13 protein-coding genes and 1 riboswitch are annotated in these 18064 nt (G+C 67.3%); of the genes, 5 read left to right on the forward strand and 8 right to left on the reverse strand.

Going from position 1 to position 18064, the window contains the following annotated elements; translation table 11 throughout:
• Positions 1 to 226 precede the first annotated feature (226 nt).
• Positions 227 to 988: a TerC family protein gene (locus tag NM961_RS22105; protein WP_255916606.1), complete on the forward strand. Its 762-nt coding sequence runs from the start codon at positions 227 to 229 to the stop codon at positions 986 to 988.
• A 119-nt stretch (positions 989 to 1107) separates the two neighbouring features.
• Here the strand turns inward: NM961_RS22105 and NM961_RS22110 are convergent, their stop codons facing one another.
• On the reverse strand, positions 1108 to 2910 hold the full coding sequence (locus NM961_RS22110) for a DUF885 domain-containing protein (RefSeq protein ID WP_255916607.1): 1803 nt from the start codon (positions 2908 to 2910) through the stop codon (positions 1108 to 1110).
• 206 nt (positions 2911 to 3116) lie between these two features.
• Between NM961_RS22110 and waaA the strand changes: the two genes are divergently transcribed.
• Positions 3117 to 4391 (forward strand): lipid IV(A) 3-deoxy-D-manno-octulosonic acid transferase, encoded by a 1275-nt coding sequence (gene waaA, locus NM961_RS22115; protein WP_255916608.1) that lies wholly within the window; start codon positions 3117 to 3119, stop codon positions 4389 to 4391.
• A 76-nt stretch (positions 4392 to 4467) separates the two neighbouring features.
• Here the strand turns inward: waaA and NM961_RS22120 are convergent, their stop codons facing one another.
• The 5 genes from NM961_RS22120 to NM961_RS22140 form a co-directional block, all read right to left on the reverse strand.
• Positions 4468 to 5865 (reverse strand): TolC family outer membrane protein, encoded by a 1398-nt coding sequence (locus tag NM961_RS22120; RefSeq protein WP_255916609.1) that lies wholly within the window; start codon positions 5863 to 5865, stop codon positions 4468 to 4470.
• A gap of 72 nt (positions 5866 to 5937) precedes the next feature.
• Positions 5938 to 6597 (reverse strand): protein-L-isoaspartate O-methyltransferase family protein, encoded by a 660-nt coding sequence (locus tag NM961_RS22125; RefSeq protein ID WP_255916610.1) that lies wholly within the window; start codon positions 6595 to 6597, stop codon positions 5938 to 5940.
• Positions 6598 to 6727: 130 nt separating this feature from the next.
• Positions 6728 to 7045 (reverse strand): hypothetical protein, encoded by a 318-nt coding sequence (locus tag NM961_RS22130; RefSeq protein ID WP_255916611.1) that lies wholly within the window; start codon positions 7043 to 7045, stop codon positions 6728 to 6730.
• A gap of 10 nt (positions 7046 to 7055) precedes the next feature.
• Entirely contained in the window at positions 7056 to 10247 is a 3192-nt protein-coding gene (locus NM961_RS22135; RefSeq protein ID WP_255916612.1) for an efflux RND transporter permease subunit, read from the reverse strand.
• 187 nt (positions 10248 to 10434) lie between these two features.
• Positions 10435 to 11565 (reverse strand): efflux RND transporter periplasmic adaptor subunit, encoded by a 1131-nt coding sequence (locus tag NM961_RS22140; protein ID WP_255916613.1) that lies wholly within the window; start codon positions 11563 to 11565, stop codon positions 10435 to 10437.
• Positions 11566 to 11672: 107 nt separating this feature from the next.
• Between NM961_RS22140 and NM961_RS22145 the strand changes: the two genes are divergently transcribed.
• Both NM961_RS22145 and thiC read left to right on the forward strand, forming a co-directional pair.
• The gene (locus tag NM961_RS22145) at positions 11673 to 12305 is read left to right on the forward strand and encodes a TetR/AcrR family transcriptional regulator (RefSeq protein ID WP_255916614.1); all 633 of its coding nucleotides are present in this window, start codon (positions 11673 to 11675) and stop codon (positions 12303 to 12305) included.
• Positions 12306 to 12346: 41 nt separating this feature from the next.
• A riboswitch (TPP riboswitch) is annotated at positions 12347 to 12439 on the forward strand.
• Between the two features lie 53 nt (positions 12440 to 12492).
• Positions 12493 to 14367, forward strand: a complete 1875-nt coding sequence (gene thiC / locus NM961_RS22150) for a phosphomethylpyrimidine synthase ThiC (RefSeq protein WP_255916615.1) — start codon at positions 12493 to 12495, stop codon at positions 14365 to 14367.
• Positions 14368 to 14462: 95 nt separating this feature from the next.
• On the opposite strand, the gene NM961_RS22155 is transcribed toward thiC, so the two are convergent.
• Positions 14463 to 16055: a choice-of-anchor Q domain-containing protein gene (locus NM961_RS22155; RefSeq protein WP_255916616.1), complete on the reverse strand. Its 1593-nt coding sequence runs from the start codon at positions 16053 to 16055 to the stop codon at positions 14463 to 14465.
• A 156-nt stretch (positions 16056 to 16211) separates the two neighbouring features.
• Here NM961_RS22155 and NM961_RS22160 point away from each other — a divergent pair, with 156 nt between their 5' ends.
• The gene (locus tag NM961_RS22160) at positions 16212 to 17234 is read left to right on the forward strand and encodes a DUF2333 family protein (RefSeq protein WP_255916617.1); all 1023 of its coding nucleotides are present in this window, start codon (positions 16212 to 16214) and stop codon (positions 17232 to 17234) included.
• A 75-nt stretch (positions 17235 to 17309) separates the two neighbouring features.
• Here the strand turns inward: NM961_RS22160 and ppa are convergent, their stop codons facing one another.
• The gene (ppa, locus tag NM961_RS22165; RefSeq protein ID WP_255916618.1) at positions 17310 to 17852 is read right to left on the reverse strand and encodes an inorganic diphosphatase; all 543 of its coding nucleotides are present in this window, start codon (positions 17850 to 17852) and stop codon (positions 17310 to 17312) included.
• Between the last annotated feature and the right edge of the window lie 212 nt (positions 17853 to 18064).

Raw genomic sequence — 18064 nt, forward strand, 5'->3', positions numbered from 1 at the left:
GGAGCGGTCCGGCATGCATCGCCGCCTCGCGGCCGTGGCGCGGCCTTCACGGGCATGACCCTAGTCTCCGCGGCCGGGGCGGCTACATCTGCAGACCTGCCGGAACACGCTGCGGTCTCGTACGGAGATCGCAGCGCGCGTGCCGGCGGGCTTTGCTGCAGCCGCTCTTTGCCGCGGGCCTGGCCCGCACCCGCCCGCTGGGCCCCTGACGGTTCAAACAGAAGCCATGGAATCGCTTGCCAACCCCGAACTCTGGATCGCCCTGGCCACGCTCACCGCGCTGGAGCTGGTGCTGGGCATAGACAACATCATTTTCATCTCCATCCTGGCCGGCAAGCTGCCGGCGGAGCAGCGCGACAAGGCGCGCCGCCTGGGCATATTGCTCGCCGCGATCACCCGTTTCGGCCTGCTGTTCACCATTGCCTGGATAGTCGGGCTCACCGCGCCGCTGTTCACCGCCTTCGGCCATACGATTTCCTGGCGCGACCTCATCCTGATCGGCGGCGGCCTGTTCCTGATCGGCAAGGCCACGCACGAGATCCATCAGAAACTGGAAGGCGCCTCCGAGGAAGTCAGCGCCAGCGGCCGCGCCGTGGCTACTTTCGGCAGCGTGATCGTGCAGATCATGCTGCTGGACGTGGTGTTCTCGCTGGATTCCATCATCACCGCCGTGGGCATGGTCGAGGAGCGCTGGGTGATGTTCGCCGCCATCCTGATCTCCATTGTCTTCATGCTGATGTTCGCCCGCCCCATCGGCGATTTCGTCGAGCGCCACCCCACGGTCAAGGTGCTGGCGCTGAGCTTCCTGATCATGATTGGCCTGGTGCTGGTCGCCGACGGCTTCGGCCAGAAGATTCCGAAAGGTTATATCTACGCCTCGATGGCGTTCTCGGTCTTTGTCGAGATGATCAACCTGTGGATCCGCAACCGGGCGCGCCGGAAGGTCGAGCCGGTCAAGCTGCACGAACGTTACGAGCAGACGCCGTAGGGACCGGAGTGCGTTCGGCAATGTAAACGGCACCCGGGCGGTCGCTGGCGGCCGCCCTGAAAACAAGAGAGCCGGCGCGGGTGGCGCCGGCTCTTTTCATTTCTGCGGATGCTTGGGCGTCACTTGGTCTGGGCAATCCAGCGCTCGACGTTCTGGCGCAGCAGCGCCAGCGGCACCACACCCTGGTCTATGACCTGGGAATGGAACTGGCGGATATCGAACTTGGCGCCGAGTTCGCGCTCGGCCTGCTCGCGCAGGGCGAAGATTTCCAGGCCGCCGGAATCGTAGGAGGTGAGCTGGGCCGGCATCACGGCGATGCGGTCGATCAGGTCCTCGGCGCCTTTCCTGCCGAAGCGGCCGGTGGCGGCGAAGTAGTCGATGGCCTGCTGCCGGGTCCAGCCGAACAGGTGCAGGCCGGGATCGCCGACCATGCCGCGGGCCGGCCAGATGCGGCGCGAGATCCTGGCGTATTCGGTCTGATAAATGCCGGCTTCCTCGGCCAGGCGTTCGGAATAGCGTCCCCAGCCTTCCAGGTAGGCCGAATTGAAGCCCAGCTTGACGATGCGGTGGCTGGGCGGCAGCTCGTTGGCCAGGGCGATCTGCAGGTGATGGCCGGGCCAGGTCTCGTGCACCAGGGTGATTTCGGCCGCGCCGCGGGTCTCCGTGCGCCAGTTTTCCAGCTGGATGCGGAATTCGCCCGGCTTGGCCGGATCGGTGCTGGGGATGTAGTGCGAGCTGACGCCGCTGCCGCGCTGGAATTCGGGGAAGGGCTCGATCACGGCCGGCTGTTTTGGCATGCGCGCGAACAGCGGCGCGCTGAGTTCGCGCGCGCGGTCCAGGCCGGCGCGGGAGTAGTCGAGCAGTTCCTGTTCCGACTTGAACAGGTTCTTTTTCTCTTTCTCCACCTTTTTGATGATGGTGGGTATGTCGCGCGTGCCGAACAAGCGCTGGCCGAGCTCGGCGACCACGGCCTCGTTGTCGGCCACCGTCTTCTGGCCCAGCTCGTAGACCTCGCGCGGGCTGCGCTTGAGCGTGGTGTAGCTGCGCAGCTGCGCCGCGTAGCAGGCCGCGCCGTCGGGCAGGGCCGACAGGGCGACGCTTTCGCGCGCCTTGGCACGGTATTCCTTGGCGAGGAAGTCGCGGTAGCGCTGCAGCGCCGGTTGCACCTTGTCCAGCATGACCTGGCGCATCTGCGCCTTGAACGCGGCGTCGTCGGAGCGTTCGGCGGGCGAGTAGAAGGGCAGCGCCTCGGGCTTGCCGGCGAGCATGCCGTCGAGCTGCTTGAGCACGCGGTCGACCACGCTGCGCGGTGCGCTGTAGCCGGTGGCCAGGCCGTTGCGCTGGTTGGCGATGTCGTTGTCGATGAAGGCGCCGAGGCCGGACCAGCGTGCCACGGCATCGCTGCGCTCCTGGGCCGTGGCCACGGGCTGGGCCTGGGCGGCTTCGGCCAGGCCGGACAGCCAGCCGTTCATGTGGCTGACGGTCCAGCGCTCGCGGTGGCAGATGCGCAGATCGCGGCTGGATTCCAGGCTTTCGCGCAGGATGGCGTAGGTGACCGCGTGCGGCGTGCCCTGCAGCGGCGCGGCGGCGATGCGGTCGAGTTCGGCCAGCATGGCGTCTTCCTGCTGCTCAAGCGCGGCGATATCGGCGGCGGAGTTGCGCGGCAGGCGGTCGTGGGCCTTGACCGGCAGGCCGGTGAAATAGGTCACGGTGGGATCGAAGTCGAGTACGGCGTCGACGTAGCGGTCGGCCAGCGCGTTGAGTTCGGCCACCGGATCGGGAACCACCACGGGGGCGGCGGCCGCGGCCGGCGGCGTGGCGGCTTCCTGGCGCACGGCCGGGGTGCAGGCGGCACCGAACAGCGCGGCGCCGAGGGCGGCGATCAGGGCCCGGATCGGATAGGACCGGCGGGAACGGGTCATGCGGCAATCCTCGATGGTCAGGGGAACGGCCAGCCTATACGCAATGCGCATGCCAGACGTGCAGGCCGGCCGCAACCGCGCCGTGGCGCGCTTTGCCGTGCTTGCGCGATCGCCGCGGCCTGTCCGCGGACGCCGCGCGGACAGCGGCGCGGCGTCCGCGGGTCCAGCCGCTATACTGCGCCGCCACCGCCGCCAAGCGCAGGTTCGTGTTCCCCCGTTCCCTCTACACCTTCGTGATGTACCTGCTGACGCCGGTGATCCTGTTCCGGCTTGCGCGGCGCGGCCTGCATTACCGTAGCTATCTGGGACGCTGGCGCGAGCGCTTCGGCTTCTTTCCGGCGCCGGGTTTCCGCCAGAGCATCTGGATTCACGCCGTCTCGGTGGGCGAAGTGAACGCGGCCGTGCCCCTGATCGAGGCGCTGATGCGCCAGTACGCCGATCTGCCCTTCGTCATCACCACGATCACGCCGACCGGCTCGGAGCGCGTGCAGAAGCTGTTCGGCGGGCGCGTGTTCCATGTCTACCTGCCCTACGACCTGCCGGCATCGGTGGCGCGCTTCCTGGAGCGGGTCAAGCCGCGCCTGGGCGTAATCATGGAAACCGAGATCTGGCCCAACCTGTTCCACGAATGCGCGCGGCGGCAGATTCCGCTGGTGGTCGCCAATGCGCGGCTGTCGGAGAAGAGCCTGCGCGGCTACGGCCCGGTGCGGCCGCTGGCGCGGCTGGCGATACGTTCGGCGCGGCATGTCGCGGCGCAGTCCAGCGCCGATGCGCGGCGCCTGCTGGAGCTGGGCGCGGATCCGGCCCGGCTGTCGGTGCTGGGCAATATCAAGTTCGACATGGCCGTGCCGGAAGACCTGGCCGGCACGGGCCGGCGCCTGCGCGAGCAGTGGGGGCCGCACCGGCCGGTGTGGATCGCGGCCAGCACCCACGAGGGCGAGGAACTGCCGGTGCTCAAGGCGCATGCGGCGGTGCTGCGGCGCTTTCCCGATGCCCTGCTGCTGATCGCGCCGCGCCATCCGGAACGCTTCCGCCCGGTCGCGCTGGCCTGCCGCAGCCTGGGCTTCACCACGCGCACGCGCAGCGAGGACGAATGTGCCGGCGCCGCCAGCCAGTGCTTCGTGGTCGATACGCTGGGCGAGCTGCTGCACTACTACGCCGCGGCCGACGTGGCCTTCGTCGGCGGCAGCCTGGTGCCCATAGGCGGGCACAACGTGCTGGAGCCCGCCGCGCTGTCGCTGCCGGTGGTGGTAGGCCCGAACACGTTCAATTTCGAGGCCATCACGGCCAGCCTGGTCGAGGAAGGCGGCGCCGCCCAGATCGCCGACGCCGACGCACTGGGCGCCACCATCACGCGCTACCTCGCCGACCAGGACAGCCGCCGCCGCATGGGCGCCCAGGCGCGCCTGGTGTTCGAGCGCGAGCGCGGCGCCGTGGGGCGCAACATGGCGGCGATCGAGCGGGTGCTGGCGGGCGAGTGAAGCGGCGGCCGCGCGGTTTTCCGCACAAAAAAAGGGCGGCCCGGGGCCGCCCTTTCTGCATGCGATACCGCCGCGGTCAGTCGACCAGCAGCGCGTTGACTTCCTGCAGGTCCTTGGGACCGATGTCGCCGGCCGACTGGCGCAGCAGCAGCTGGTTCAGCACGAAGCTGTGGCGCGCCTGGGAGTGGTCGCGCTGGGCCTGGTACAGCTGGCGCTGCGACAGCAGCACGTCGACGATGGTGCGGGTGCCGACTTCAAAGCCGGCCTGGGTCGCTTCCAGCGCGCTGTTGGCCGAGACGACCGCCTGCTTGCGCGCTTCCACCTCGCTGATGCCGGCCACGACCGAGCGGAAGTTCAGGCGCGTGTTGCGGATCAGCGCACGCCGGTTCTGTTCCAGTTGGTCGACGGCGGCATCGCGGTCGTACACCGCCTGGCGCACGCGCGACTGGGTGTAGCCGCCGGTGAAGATGGGCACGGTCAGGCGCAGGCCGACGCTGCGATTGGTGTCGCGGCTGTTGCTGTGGATGTCGCCGGGAACCGGATTCTGGCTGGACGAGCCATCGCCCCAGCTCGGGTTGCGCTGGTAGCTCAGGGTGCCCGACAGCGTGGGCAGATGGCCGGAACGGGCGGTGTTGATGTTCGCCTTCGCGGCCTCCACCGCGTGTTCCTGCGCCTTCAGCGCGGGATTTTCCGCCAGGGCGCGGTCCACCCAGGCCTGCATGTCGTTCGGCACCGGCTCCTTCAGCGGCAGTTCGGCGCGCAGGCGCGACAGGGTGCCGGGTTCCTTGCCGGTGATCTCGCGCAGCGCTTCGCGCGCATCTTCCAGCGAGTTCTGCGCGAGGATCGACGCGGCGCGGGCCGAGTCATGCTGCGCCTTGGCTTCGTTCACGTCGGTGATCGCCGACAGACCGACCTCAAAGCGCTGCTGGGCCTGGTCGAGCTGGCGGTTCAGCGCCTTTTCCTCGGCCTGGGAGAAGGCCAGCGTGTCTTCCGCGGTCAGCACGGCGAAATACGCGGTGGCGACGCGGATGGCGAGATTCTGCTCCGCCTGCAGGTACTGGGAGTCGCCGCGCAGGGCCTGTTCCTTGGCAGCCTTGCGCGCCGTCCATTTGGAGAAATCCACGATGGACTGGGTGAGCTGGCCCGACAGCGTGGTGCTGCGGCCGTCGGATTCGCTGGTAGTGACGCGGATGCCGAAATTGCCTTCCTGGTCCTGCCCTATGCCGGAGCTGTAGCGCGTGACCCGGCTGTCGCCGAAGTCATACGCGGCGGAGATCTGCGGCAGCAGCGCCGAGGTGGCCTGGTTGACCCCTTCGGCGGTGGACAGGCGCTGCGCCTCGGCACCGGACAGGACGGGGTCGTTCTGGCGGGCTAGGTCGTAGATCTGGGTCAGGTCTTCAGCCGATGCGAGCGTGGGCACCAGCGCGATGGCCAGCGTCAGGGGCAGCAGCTTGAACGGGTTTCGCTTTGTCATTGTCGCTTCCTGGAAAGGGAGCCGTCCTGGATTAAGGCTCAAATTGATGCGAACTCGCCCGGCCGAAGAACCTTACAGACTGAACCGCCGGGGTGGGGCGGCGTTCGTCAGATAGGCGAGATCAGTTTCAAACAAAGAGGTTTCGCGCAAGCTGGTGCCTTCGCGCGTAAACACAATGGCCTGCTGCACCGGCGATTCGCCGATGACGGCGAACAGGCGTCCGCCGGGCTTGAGCCACTGCTTCATGCGTTCCGGCAGGGAATAGACCGCCCCGGTGAGCACGACCACGTCGAATTCGCGGCGCGGCTCGTAGCCGTTGATCGCCTCGGCGACTTCGACGCTGACATTGTCGAAGCCGTCGCGCTGCAGGCGCTCGCGTGCGCTCGCGGCGAGATCGTCGTACAGCTCTATGCTGGTCACCTCGCGCGCGAGGCGCGACAGGCAGGCGGCCAGGAAGCCTGAGCCGGTGCCGATCTCCAGCACGCTTTCGCCGGCCTGGGCCAGCACGGCCTGCAGCACGCGGCCTTCGACCACCGGCTTCATCATGCTCTGGCCGTGGGCCAGCGGCAGTTCCAGGTCGGCATAGGCCAGCTGGGCGTGCTCGGCGCTGACATAGCGGTCGCGCCGGACCTGGTGGGCCAGCACGTCGAGCACGCGCGCATCGAGTACGTCCCAGGGACGCACCTGCTGCTCGACCATGTTGAACCGGGCCCTTTCGATATTCAGGGACACGAGCGGTGACTCCAACGGAAAAGGGGCGAAAGCATAGGCGCAGACGCCGTCCACGGCAAATTCAGCATCGCCTGTCCGTGGCCCGGCCCGTAGTGCCGGAAGTCATCGCAAGTGTCTGACATTTAACACCTTAAGCTGTCCGGCGCGGACTTCCGGACAGGGCCGGACGTCCGTCCGCCGGGAGTTGCGCACGGGCATGCAGTACGCCGGCGGCCAGGCGCAGATCGACCCTTTCGATGCGCGCGAGTGCCTGCGGGTTGCGCACCCGCGCCTGCCAGGCCAGCCAGCGCACCAGCCGGCCCAGATCCAGTTTGTCCAGGGCGGCGATGCGCACCCGCGCGGCCATGGCCAGGCTGGCGTCGAAATGGGCGGTATCCAGCAGCACGGCAAAGGCGCGCTGGGCGAGTTTGAACGATTGGCTCAGATGCAGTTCGGGCATGGCTGACATGTGCAGGGTCCTATGCGCCGGCCGGAGCGGCCGCTGCGTCCGGACGTTTGATCCGGAACCAGGCGGCGTACAGGGCTGGCAGAAAGAGCAGGGTCAGCGCCGTTGCAACGAACAGGCCACCCATGATGGCGACGGCCATCGGTCCGAAAAATGCGCTGCGCGACAGGGGGATCATGGCCAGGATCGCGGCCAGCGCGGTGAGTACGATGGGGCGGAAGCGCCGGACGGTCGCATCGACGATGGCATCCCAGGCAGCATGGCCCTTGGCGATGTCCTGCTCGATCTGGTCGATCAGGATGACCGAGTTGCGCATGATCATGCCGGCCAGGGCGATGGTGCCCAGCATGGCGACGAAGCCGAACGGTACGTTGAACACGAGCAGGAACAAGGTCACGCCGATCAGACCCAGCGGCGCGGTCAGGAACACCATCACGGTGCGGCTGAAGCTCTTCAGCTGCAGCATCAGCAGGGTCAGCACCACGAACAGGAACAGCGGCATGCCGGCATTGACCGAACGCTGGCCCTTGCCGGAATCCTCCACTGTGCCGCCGATTTCCAGCAGGTAGCCGGCCGGCAGCTTGGCGCGTACGTCTTCCAGGGTGGGCTGGATCTGGCCGGTGATGGTCGGCGGCTGCATCAGCCCGTCGGTATCGCCGCGCACGGTGATGGTGGGCAGGCGGTTGCGGCGCCAGATGATGCCTTCCTCGGTGGCGTATTCGAGCTTGGCGATCTGGCCCAGCGGCACCGTCTTGCCTGAGGCCGTGGGCACGGCCAGGTTCTCCAGCAGCGAAAGCTGGGCGCGTTCCTCGTCCGGGCCGCGCAGCTGCACCTGGATGAGTTCGTCCTTCTCGCGGTAGGTCGAGATGGGCACGCCGGAAAGGGAACTTTGCAGGAAGTTGGACAGATCCTGCGAGCTGACGCCGAGCACGCGGGCGCGGTCCTGGTCTATGGCCAGACGGATGACCTTGCTGGGCTCGTCCCAGTCCAGGTTCACATTGCGCACATGCGGATTCTTGCGCACCTCGGCGGCGACTTCGCGGGCGAGCTTGCGCACCAGGCCTATGTCCTCGCCCGAGACGCGGAACTGGATCGGATAGCCGACCGGCGGGCCGTTCTCCAGGCGCAGCACGCGGCCGCGCAGCTCCGGGAAATCGGTCTCGAACAGCTTGAGCAGTTCGGCGCGCAGTTTCTCGCGCTCCTGCGAACCCTTGGTCAGCAGCACGAACTGGGCGAAGCTGGCCTGGGGCAGCTGCTGGTCCAGCGGCAGGTAGAAGCGCGGCGAGCCGGTGCCGACATAGCTGACGTAGTTCTCCAGCTCCGGCCGCCTGGCCAGCCAGGATTCCAGCTTCTTGACCTGGGCCGCGGTCGCTTCCAGCGACGAGCCTTCGGTCAGCTTCATGTCCACCATGAGTTCGGGCCGGGTCGAGTCGGGGAAGAACTGCTGTTGCACGAAACCGAAACCGACGATGGACGCGATGAACAGCGCCAGCGTCGCAGCGATCACGGTGCGGCGGTGTCCCACGCACCAGTCGACCAGGCGGCGGAAGCTGCGGTAGAAGGGCGAGGCATAGGGATCGTGCCCATTGTCATGGCCGTGGGCCGGACCCCCGGCCAAGGCGGCGCGCAGGCGGCGTGGCAGCAGCTGGATCAGGCGCAGGCGCAGCGAATGCGCGCGCGCGGCGAAGGAATCCGGCCGCGGCGGCTCGGCCGGTTTGCCCAGATCCGGCAGCAGCTTGTAGCCCAGATAGGGAATGAAGATCACCGCCGCGACCCAGGAAATGATCAGGGCGATGGTGACCACCTGGAAGATCGAGCGGGTGTATTCGCCCGTGCCCGACTGGGCCGTGGCGATGGGCAGGAAGCCGGCCGCGGTGACCAGGGTGCCGGTCAGCATGGGGAAGGCAGTCGAGGTATAGGCGAAGGCGGCGGCGCTGATGCGGTCGTAGCCCTGTTCCATCTTCACCGCCATCATTTCCACCGCGATGATGGCGTCGTCGACCAGCAGGCCCAGGGCCAGCACCAGCGCGCCCAGCGAGATCTTGTGCAGGTCGATGTTGAAATAGCGCATCGCGGCGAAGGTCATCGCCAGCACCAGCGGGATGGACAGCGCCACCACCAGGCCGGTGCGGAAGCCCAGCGAAAAGAAGCTCACCAGCAGCACGATGATCACGGCTTCGGCGAGGGTGCGCACGAACTCGTGCACCGAGCGTTCCACCGCATGCGGCTGGTCGGCGACGCGCGACAGCTCCAGGCCCAGCGGCAGGCTGGCCTGCAGGCGATGCGTGGCCGTGTCGAGATCGCGGCCGAGCTGGATGATGTCGCCGCCCTTCTTCATGGATACGGCGATGCCCAGCGCTTCCTTGCCCATGAAGCGCATGCGCGGCTGCGGCGGGTCGCTGTAGCTGCGCCGCACTTCGGCCACGTCGCCGAGGCGGAAAAGGCGGCCGTTGGCACGGATGGCGATGTCGCGGATCGCATCGACCGAATCGAAGGCGCCGGAAGTGCGCAGGTAGATGCGGTCGGTCGCGGTCTCGAAGCTGCCGGCCGGCGTGATCGCGTTCTGCGCTTCCAGCGTGGCCTGCACCTGGGCGAAGCTGACGCCGAGCGTGGCCAGCTTGGCATTGGATACTTCGATGAAGATTTTCTCGTCCTGCAGGCCGATCAGATCGACCTTGGCCACGTTGGGCACGCGCAGCAGTTCGAGCTTGAGGCGCTCGGCGTAGTCCTTGAGCAGGGCGTAGGAAAAGCCGTCGCCGGTCAGGGCGTAGATATTGCCGAAGGTGTCGCCGAACTCATCGTTGAAGAACGGGCCTATCGCGCCCGGCGGCAGGGTGTGGCGGATATCGCCGACCTTCTTGCGCACCTGGTACCAGAGATCGGGCACGTGGCGCGAATCCAGCGAATCGCGCGCCACGACGATGATCTGCGATTCGCCCGGGCGCGCGTAGCTGCGCAGGAATTCCAGGTCCGGCAGCTCCTGCAGCTTCTTTTCTATGCGTTCGGTGATCTGTTCGTTGATCTCGGCGGCGGTGGCGCCGGGCCAGTTGGTCTGTATGACCATGGCCTTGAAGGTGAACGGCGGATCTTCGGACTGGCCCAGCGAACGGTAGGCGAACAGGCCGACCAGGGCGAGCACGACGATGAAATAGCGCACGATGGACTGATTGCGCAGCGCCCACTCGGACAAGTTGAATGTGCTCATTGTTAGGCTTGTGGCGAGTGCCGGCGCCGGGTGCGTCAACCCGCGGACTCCGGCTGGGGAAGGTATGGCGGCCCGCGCGCGCTCCACGCGCGGCCCGCTGCGAAGACAACCGGGGTGCCCGTTCCGCTGTCTGCCGCCCGGGAGGGGAGGGAGGAGACGGCAGACAACGGCCGGGCGGGGAAGCGGTTTACAGGGTCAGCGGCTTGTTGCTCTGATCGACCGGATTGACCGGCTGGCCTTCGCGCAGCTTGTGCACGCCGGCGGCGATGATCCAGTCCTGCGTGTCCACGCCGTCGGTCAGCAGCACGCCCTGTTCGCGGTAGGCGCTGACGGTGACGGGCTTGAGGTGGACCTGGCGGGTCTTGGCATCCAGCACCCACACGGCCGGCTTGCCTTCTTTCTCGTACAGTGCCGACAGCGGCACCAGGTGTGCCTCGGCGCCGGCGCCGCCGGCGAAGTAGACGCGCGCGGTCTGGCCCAGCTTGGCCGCGGCCGAGTTCTCGCCCAGGGCGACGCGGACGCGGTAGGTGCGGGTGGTCGCATCGGCTTCCGGCGCGATCTCGCGCAGGGTGCCGCTCAGGTGCTTGCCGGATTCGGCCCAGAGTTCGATCGTCGCCGGCTGTCCCTTGCGGTAGTCGGCGATGCGGCTTTCCGGCACGCTGATCTCGACTTCGCGCTCGCCGTCGCGGGCGAGGGTAGCGATGGTCTGGCCCGGTGCGACGACCTGGCCGGCCTCGGCGGCGATGGAGGTGATGACGCCGTCCTGGTCGGCGCGCAGTTCGCTGTAGCCGGCCTGGTTCTGCGCCACGTTGAGCGCGGCGCGGGCTTCGGTGGCGCGCGCGGTCGCGGCCTTGAGGCGGTTGTCGACGGCGTCGAACTGGGTGGCGCTGACGAAATTCTTGCCGCGCAGCGCTTCGTAGCGGGTGCGTTCGGACTGGGCGGTGGCCAGGTCGGCCTCGGCGGCCGCCAGCGCGGCCTTGGCGCTGCTGGCCTGCAGGTTGAGATCCTGAGGATCGAGCACGGCGATGATGTCGCCAGCCTTCACATGCGCACCTACATCGACGTTGCGCTTGCTGATCTTGCCGCCGACGCGGAAACCCAGGGCGCTGTCATAGCGCGCCTTGATGTCACCGCTGTACAAGGTGCCGGCTTCGGCCGCCGCGGACTGGGGACGGGCTACGATAGCGGGGCGGACGGGTTCCTGGACTTCAGCGCGGGTATTGCAGCCGGAAATGCCCAGGGCCAGAAAGAGGAGAATGAGGCCGGTCCCCAGGCGGTTGACCGAGACCAACGGGCTGGGAGGGGGAGAGGCACGCATTGTTACAATCCTTCAGGAGAATTGACTGGCGGGTTTACCTGAACTCGCCGGTACAGTATCATTACTAAACTGCACTGTCTAGTATTTCATTTGCCATGTCATCATTGATGAAACAGGCCGCTCCCGGGCGACCGAAAGACCTCGAAAAACGTGCTGCCATTCTTGAAGCCGGCAAGCGCCTTTTTCCGAAACAGGGCTTCGATGGCACGAGCATGGATGCGATCGCCGCCGAAGCCGGCGTCTCCAAGCTGACTGTCTACAGTCACTTCAATGACAAAGAGACGCTTTTCAAGTCCGTCATAGAGGCCAAGTGCGAGGAGCAGCTGCCGCCCGGCCTGTTCCTGGCGGATCTGGAAGGGCCGATCCGCGGCCAGCTCATGACCATCGCGCAGGCCTTCTTTGCCCTCATCACCAGCGAGGAATCGATCGCGCTGCATCGCATGATGACCTCGCAGGCGCAGCCGACGAAGCTGGCGCAGCTGTTCTGGGAGGCCGGCCCCAAGAAGCTGCAGGCCGCGTTCGAGGCCTTCCTGCAGGCCGAGGTCGACGGCGGCCAGCTGGAGATTCCCGAAGTCTGGCGCGCCACCTCGCAGTTCTTCTGCCTGCTCAAGGGCGAACTGCACGCCCGCATGATGTGCGGCTGTTCCGAGCCCTTTTGCGCGCAGGCGGTGGAAGAACATATAGCCGCCACCGTCGACATGTTCCTGCGCGCGTATTCGCCCTGCCGCGGCCGCGCCTGAGGCACACCCTCGCGCCGGCCCCCGCTTCGTGCTTGAATGCGCACCTGAAGCGGGGGTGCCCAGGCCTGGGCTGAGAGAGTCCCTTCGTACCTGACCCGGATAATGCCGGCGTAGGAAGCTTCGTGGCAGCGCCGTGAGCGGCGCTGCGCGCCGCCGCTTCGTCCCCAGACCATTTAGGACGATGCCGATGAATGCCCTTCCTTCCGACCTGGTGCGCCAGACCCAGGAACTGTCCGAACAGGTGACGCGCCCGATTCCGGGCTCGCGCAAGATCCATGTCGTCGGCAGCCGTGCAGACCTGCGCGTGCCGCTGCGCGAGATCGCGCTGTCGGACACGCCGCTGGTGTTCGGTGCCGAGAAGAACGCCCCGGTCACGGTCTACGACACCTCGGGCCCGTATACCGATCCGGATTACCGCATCGACCTCAGCGCCGGCCTGCCGCCGCTGCGCGCGGCCTGGATCGCCGAGCGCGGCGACGTGGAACAGCTGGCCGGCCTTTCCTCCGAATACGGCCGCAAGCGCGAAGCCGACCGGCGCCTGGACGCGGTGCGCTTCCCCAACCTGCGCCGGCCGCTGCGCGCCAGGGCCGGCGCCAACGTCACCCAGATGCACTACGCCCGCCGCGGCATGATCACGCCGGAGATGGAATACATCGCCCTGCGCGAAAACCAGCGTCTGGAAGCCGCCGAGGCGCACCTGCGCGTGCAGCATCCGGGCGAAAGCTTCGGCGCCGCGCTGCCGCGCCTGATCACGCCGGAATTCGTGCGCGACGAGGTTGCCCGCGGCCGCGCCATCATTCCGAACAACATCAATCATCCCGAATCCGAGCCGATGATCATTGGCCGCAACTTTCTGACCAAGATCAACGCCAACATCGGCAATTCCGCCGTGACTTCGTCCATCGCGGAAGAAGTGGAAAAGATGGTGTGGTCGATACGCTGGGGCGGCGACACGGTGATGGACCTGTCCACCGGCAAGCACATCCACGAGACGCGGGAATGGATCCTGCGCAATTCGCCGGTGCCCATCGGTACCGTGCCAATCTATCAGGCGCTGGAAAAGGTCGACGGCAAGGCTGAGGAGCTGACCTGGGAGATCTTCCGCGACACCCTGATCGAACAGGCCGAGCAGGGCGTTGACTATTTCACCATCCACGCCGGCGTGCGTCTGGCGCATATCCCGCTGACGGCCAGGCGCGTCACCGGCATCGTCAGCCGCGGCGGCTCCATCCTGGCCAAATGGTGCCTGGCGCACCACCGCGAGAATTTCCTCTACACCCATTTCGAGGAAATCTGCGAAATCATGAAGGCCTATGACGTGGCCTTCTCGCTCGGCGACGGCCTGCGTCCGGGCTCCATCGCCGATGCCAACGACGCCGCCCAGTTCGCCGAGCTGGATACCCTGGGCGAGCTGACCCACATCGCCTGGAAGCACGATGTGCAGACCATGATCGAAGGTCCGGGCCACGTGCCCATGCAGCTGATCAAGGAAAACATGGAACGCCAGCTGCGCGTCTGCAGCGAGGCGCCGTTCTACACCCTGGGGCCGCTGACCACGGACATTGCCCCGGGCTACGACCACATCACCAGCGCCATCGGCGCGGCGATGATCGGCTGGTTCGGCACGGCCATGCTCTGCTACGTGACGCCGAAGGAGCACCTGGGGCTGCCCAACAAGCAGGACGTGCGCGACGGCATCATCGCCTACAAGATCGCCGCGCATGCGGCGGACCTGGCCAAGGGGCATCCCGGCGCGCAGACGCGCGACAACGCCCTGTCCAAGGCGCGCTTCGAATTCCGCTGGCAGGATCAGTTCAACCTGGGCCTGGATCCGGAAAAGGCGCAGGAATTCCACGACGAAACCCTGCCCAAGGACGCGCACAAGGTGGCCCATTTCTGCTCCATGTGCGGACCGCACTTCTGCTCCATGAAGATCACCCAGGACGTGCGCGACTACGCCGCCGAGAAGGGCGTCAGCGAGGACCAGGCGCTGCAGCAGGCGATGCAGGAGAAGGCGCAGGAATTCCGCGCCGGCGGCGCGGAGATCTACCACCAGGCCTGAGCCGGATTTGTCCCGGACAGCGGAAAGGCCGGCGCAAGCCGGCCTTTCCGTTTGCGGCAAGCCGCGGTGCGAAAGCGCGCCGCGGCGGCGATTCGCTACAGCTGCATGCCGTTGCGGAAAATCACGTCCTCGGGCGACTGCCGCTCCACTGCGCCCATGTCGATGCGGCCGGCGGCGATGCGCGTCAGGCCGCGCTGGTCGGCCGCGGGCAGGCCGGCGGTCACGGTGTCGCCGGCATTCAGCGCCGGGCTGGCAGCGGCGGGCAGCAGAGTCCAGGTCGGGCCGCCGTTGACAGCCAGCGCACCCAGCAGCGGATCGACGCCGGTGAGATTGCCGCTGCCGGCCGCGAGGCTGGTGCCGGTGCTGCTTTCTATCAACGTGAAATTTGGCGCAAATGCGCCGCCGAGGTCCGCCGCGCTGGCCGCGGTGTTGTCGGCGATGATGCTGTTGCGCAGGATCGCCGCGGCGCCGTCGCGGCGTATACCGCCGGCGCTGGCGGCGCTGTTGCCGGCGACGGTGGACGAGGCCAGCTCCAGCGTGGTCGCCGCGGCGCTGTAGATGCCGCCGCCGCTGGCCTGCACGCTGCTGTTACCGCTCACGGTCGCGTTGCTGAGGCTCAGCGCGCCCGCTGTCTGGAAAGCGATGCCGCCGCCGGCCTGCTGGGCGCGGTTGCCGGCCAGGGTGCTGTTGCTCAGCGTCAGATTGAGGTTGGCGGCGTAGATCGCGCCGCCGGCGAGATCGGCGGTATTTGCATCCGCCTGGATCCGGTCCAGCGGCGCGCTGGCGATCACGGGCGGTGTCTCGGGCGGCTGCGCGCTCAGCCACAACGCGCCGCCCTGGCCGCGCTGGCTGGCGTTGGCGCTGAACTGCGTGTTGCTGATCTGGATCACTGCCGTGGCCTTGGTACCGTCGATGCGCAGCGCGCCGCCGCCGCTGGCGCCGCCGACACCCGGCGCCTGGGTGCTGCCGGTGTTGCCGCTGAAGCGGCTCTGCGTGATGTTGATGTTGACCCCGCGCAGGAAGCCGCCGCCGCCGCTGCGCGCGGCCGTGTTGCCGCTGACCGTGACGTTGTTCAGGCTGACATTGTCGATGTCCTGCGCGCCGAAGCCGCCGCCGTCGGCCGTGGCAGTGTTGTTCTCAAAGCGCGTGTTGCGGAGGATCAGGCTGGTCGAGCCGCTGGGAAAGGCATACAGCCCGCCGCCGCGCTGGGCGCTGTTGCCGCGGAAAACGCAGCCGTCGATGGTCAGGTCGCTGTCGTCGACGAAGATGGCGCCGCCTTCGTCGGGCGAGCTGGCGTCGATGAGGCTGAGGCCGCTGATCGCGGTCGTAAGCGAGGCACGAGAACCGCCGGCCGGACCTATGCGGAACAGGCGCGAAGCGTGATTGCCGCTGATGCTGAGCTGGGCGGCGCCCGGGCCGTTGATGCTGAGTGCATCGAAGATGTCGATGGCGCCGCTGCTCAGCACGATGCTGCCGCTGAGGCCTGCGCCGAAGGTGATGACATCGGCGCCGACGGTGCGATTGGCCTGGTCCACGGCGTCGCGCAGGCTGCCGGCGCCGTTGTCGGCCAGGGTGGTGACGGTGAAGTTCGCAGCGCCGGCGGCGGCCGGCAGCAGCAACAGGCTGAGCAGGGCGCGCACGCAGCGGCCCCTGGCGCCGCGGCGGCGCCATGTGGTGTGGTGTTCCATGTTTTCCCCTCCGGGCCGGCTGGCCCCCCGCGCGCATGGTAGCGGCAGACGCGGCGCAATACCGTGTACCGTTACGCGGCGTATGGCGCGGTGTCCGCACTTGATCGCCGGGGCCGCCCACCCCAAGAATGCGGCATCATTCCAAGGAAGCCGCCCATGAGTTCGCCCGATGCCTTGATTGCCACCCGCAAGCGCCGGCCCTGGCTGAGCCTTGCCGGCGCCGTGCTGGGCCTGTTGCTGCTGCTGGTGCTGGGCCTGATGTGGTGGTGGGACTACGAACCGGCCTCGCTGGATGTGCAGCGCGAAGCCGAGCGCCGTGCCCAGGCGGTGAGCCAGCCCGTGGTGGTCGGCAGCGTGACCACGGCGACCCTGGCCGCGACCATCGACGTACTGCTGCACAAGCGCGGGGGCTATCTCAGCAACGACCTGCTGCCGCCGGGTTCACTGATGGACAATGTGCCGAACTGGGAATTCGGCGTGCTCACCGCCAGCCGCGACCTGGTGCGCTTCCTGCGCAACGATTTCAGCCGCTCGCAGACCCAGAGCACGGAAGACCGCAACCTGATGGAGGCCGAGCCGCTGCTGTCCAGCCCCAACGACCGCTGGCTGCTGCCCAGTTCGGAAAGCCAGTATTCCAAGGCCGAGGCGCAGATCAACGCCTACCTGACCCGCCTCGCCGACGGCGACCAGAACGACGGCCAGTTCTACGCCCGCGCCGACAACCTTTCGGATTACCTGCAGGTGGTCTCCACTCGCCTGGGCTCGCTGTCGCAGCGCCTGTCGGCCAGTGTCGGCCAGCTGCGCCTGGACACCGACCTGGCCGGCGACGCCAATGCGCAACAGTCCCGTCCCAGCGGCGGCGACCGCCTGGTGCGCACGTCCTGGACCCAGATCGACGATGTGTTCTACGAGGCGCGCGGCTATACCTGGGCCGTGCTGCAGCAACTGCACGCGATGCAGCGCGATTTCGCGCCGGTGCTGCGCGACAAGAACGCCCAGGTCAGCCTGCAGCAGGTCGTGCGCGAGCTGGAGGAAGCGCAGAAAGGGCTGGGCAGCCCGGTCGTGCTCAACGGGACGCCGTTCGGTTTCTTCGCCAATCATTCGCTGGTGATGGCGAACTACGTCTCGCGCGCCAACGCGGCGATACTGGATCTGCGCAAGCTGCTGGAGCGCGGCTGAGCCTGTCTCCGTACCGCGGACATGAAAAAGGCGGCTGGAAAGCCGCCTTTTTCGTCCCTGCCGATCGTTATGCGATCAGCCCTTGGTCTGGTCGGCCTGGTAGCGGGCGACGCCGTCGAGCACGTCCTTCTTGGCGCCTTCCGCGCCATCCCAGCCCTCGACCTTGACCCACTTGCCTTTTTCCAGGTCCTTGTAGTGCTCGAAGAAGTGGCCGATGCGCTCCAGCCAGTGCGCCGAGACCTGCTTGATGTCCTCGATGTGCGCATAGCCGGCGAACACCTTGGAGACGGGCACCACGATCAGCTTCTCGTCGCTGCCGGCTTCGTCGGTCATGCGCAGCACGCCGACCGGACGGCAGCGGATCACCGCACCCGGTACCAGCGGCAGCGGCAGGATCACCAGCGCGTCCAGCGGATCGCCGTCGCCGCCCAGGGTGTGCGGCACATAACCGTAATTGCAGGGGTAGCGCATCGGCGTGGACAGCACGCGGTCGACGAAGATGGCGCCGCTGGCCTTGTCGACTTCGTACTTCACCGGCTCCGCGTCCTTGGGAATCTCGATGATGACGTTGATTTCGTTCGGCACATCTTTGCCGGTCGGAACGAGGTCCAGGCCCATTGCAGTTTCCAGGTTTAGGCCCCGGGTGGGGCAGAAGGGCGCGAAGGATAAGGCAAAAACCTTGTGCAACGCACCAAACCAGCCGGGCCGGCCTTATGCCGGGAAAGAAAAAGCCCTGCCGGAGCAGGGCTTTTCCACTACGGCAGGTTGTCATCCGTTCAGCGGCACGGCGCGGCGGGTTTTTCCAATCCCGCCATGCCGGATCCCCGGTC

Origin of the sequence: Tahibacter harae, from assembly GCF_024437735.1 — a bacterium.
In the GTDB taxonomy this organism is placed as follows: Bacteria; Pseudomonadota; Gammaproteobacteria; order Xanthomonadales; family Rhodanobacteraceae; genus Tahibacter; species Tahibacter harae.

Excerpts from the sequence above, each read along its gene's own strand:
- NM961_RS22145 (WP_255916614.1), top strand. The coding sequence starts at position 11,673 with ATGAAACAGGCCGCTCCCGGGCGACCGAAAGACCTCGAAAAACGTGCT.
- NM961_RS22135 (WP_255916612.1), bottom strand. The coding sequence starts at position 10,247 with ATGAGCACATTCAACTTGTCCGAGTGGGCGCTGCGCAATCAGTCCATC.
- NM961_RS22110 (WP_255916607.1), bottom strand. The coding sequence starts at position 2,910 with ATGACCCGTTCCCGCCGGTCCTATCCGATCCGGGCCCTGATCGCCGCC.
- NM961_RS22105 (WP_255916606.1), top strand. The coding sequence starts at position 227 with ATGGAATCGCTTGCCAACCCCGAACTCTGGATCGCCCTGGCCACGCTC.
- NM961_RS22155 (WP_255916616.1), bottom strand. The coding sequence starts at position 16,055 with ATGGAACACCACACCACATGGCGCCGCCGCGGCGCCAGGGGCCGCTGC.
- thiC (WP_255916615.1), top strand. The coding sequence starts at position 12,493 with ATGAATGCCCTTCCTTCCGACCTGGTGCGCCAGACCCAGGAACTGTCC.
- NM961_RS22120 (WP_255916609.1), bottom strand. The coding sequence starts at position 5,865 with ATGACAAAGCGAAACCCGTTCAAGCTGCTGCCCCTGACGCTGGCCATC.
- NM961_RS22140 (WP_255916613.1), bottom strand. The coding sequence starts at position 11,565 with ATGCGTGCCTCTCCCCCTCCCAGCCCGTTGGTCTCGGTCAACCGCCTG.
- NM961_RS22160 (WP_255916617.1), top strand. The coding sequence starts at position 16,212 with ATGAGTTCGCCCGATGCCTTGATTGCCACCCGCAAGCGCCGGCCCTGG.
- NM961_RS22130 (WP_255916611.1), bottom strand. The coding sequence starts at position 7,045 with ATGTCAGCCATGCCCGAACTGCATCTGAGCCAATCGTTCAAACTCGCC.
- ppa (WP_255916618.1), bottom strand. The coding sequence starts at position 17,852 with ATGGGCCTGGACCTCGTTCCGACCGGCAAAGATGTGCCGAACGAAATC.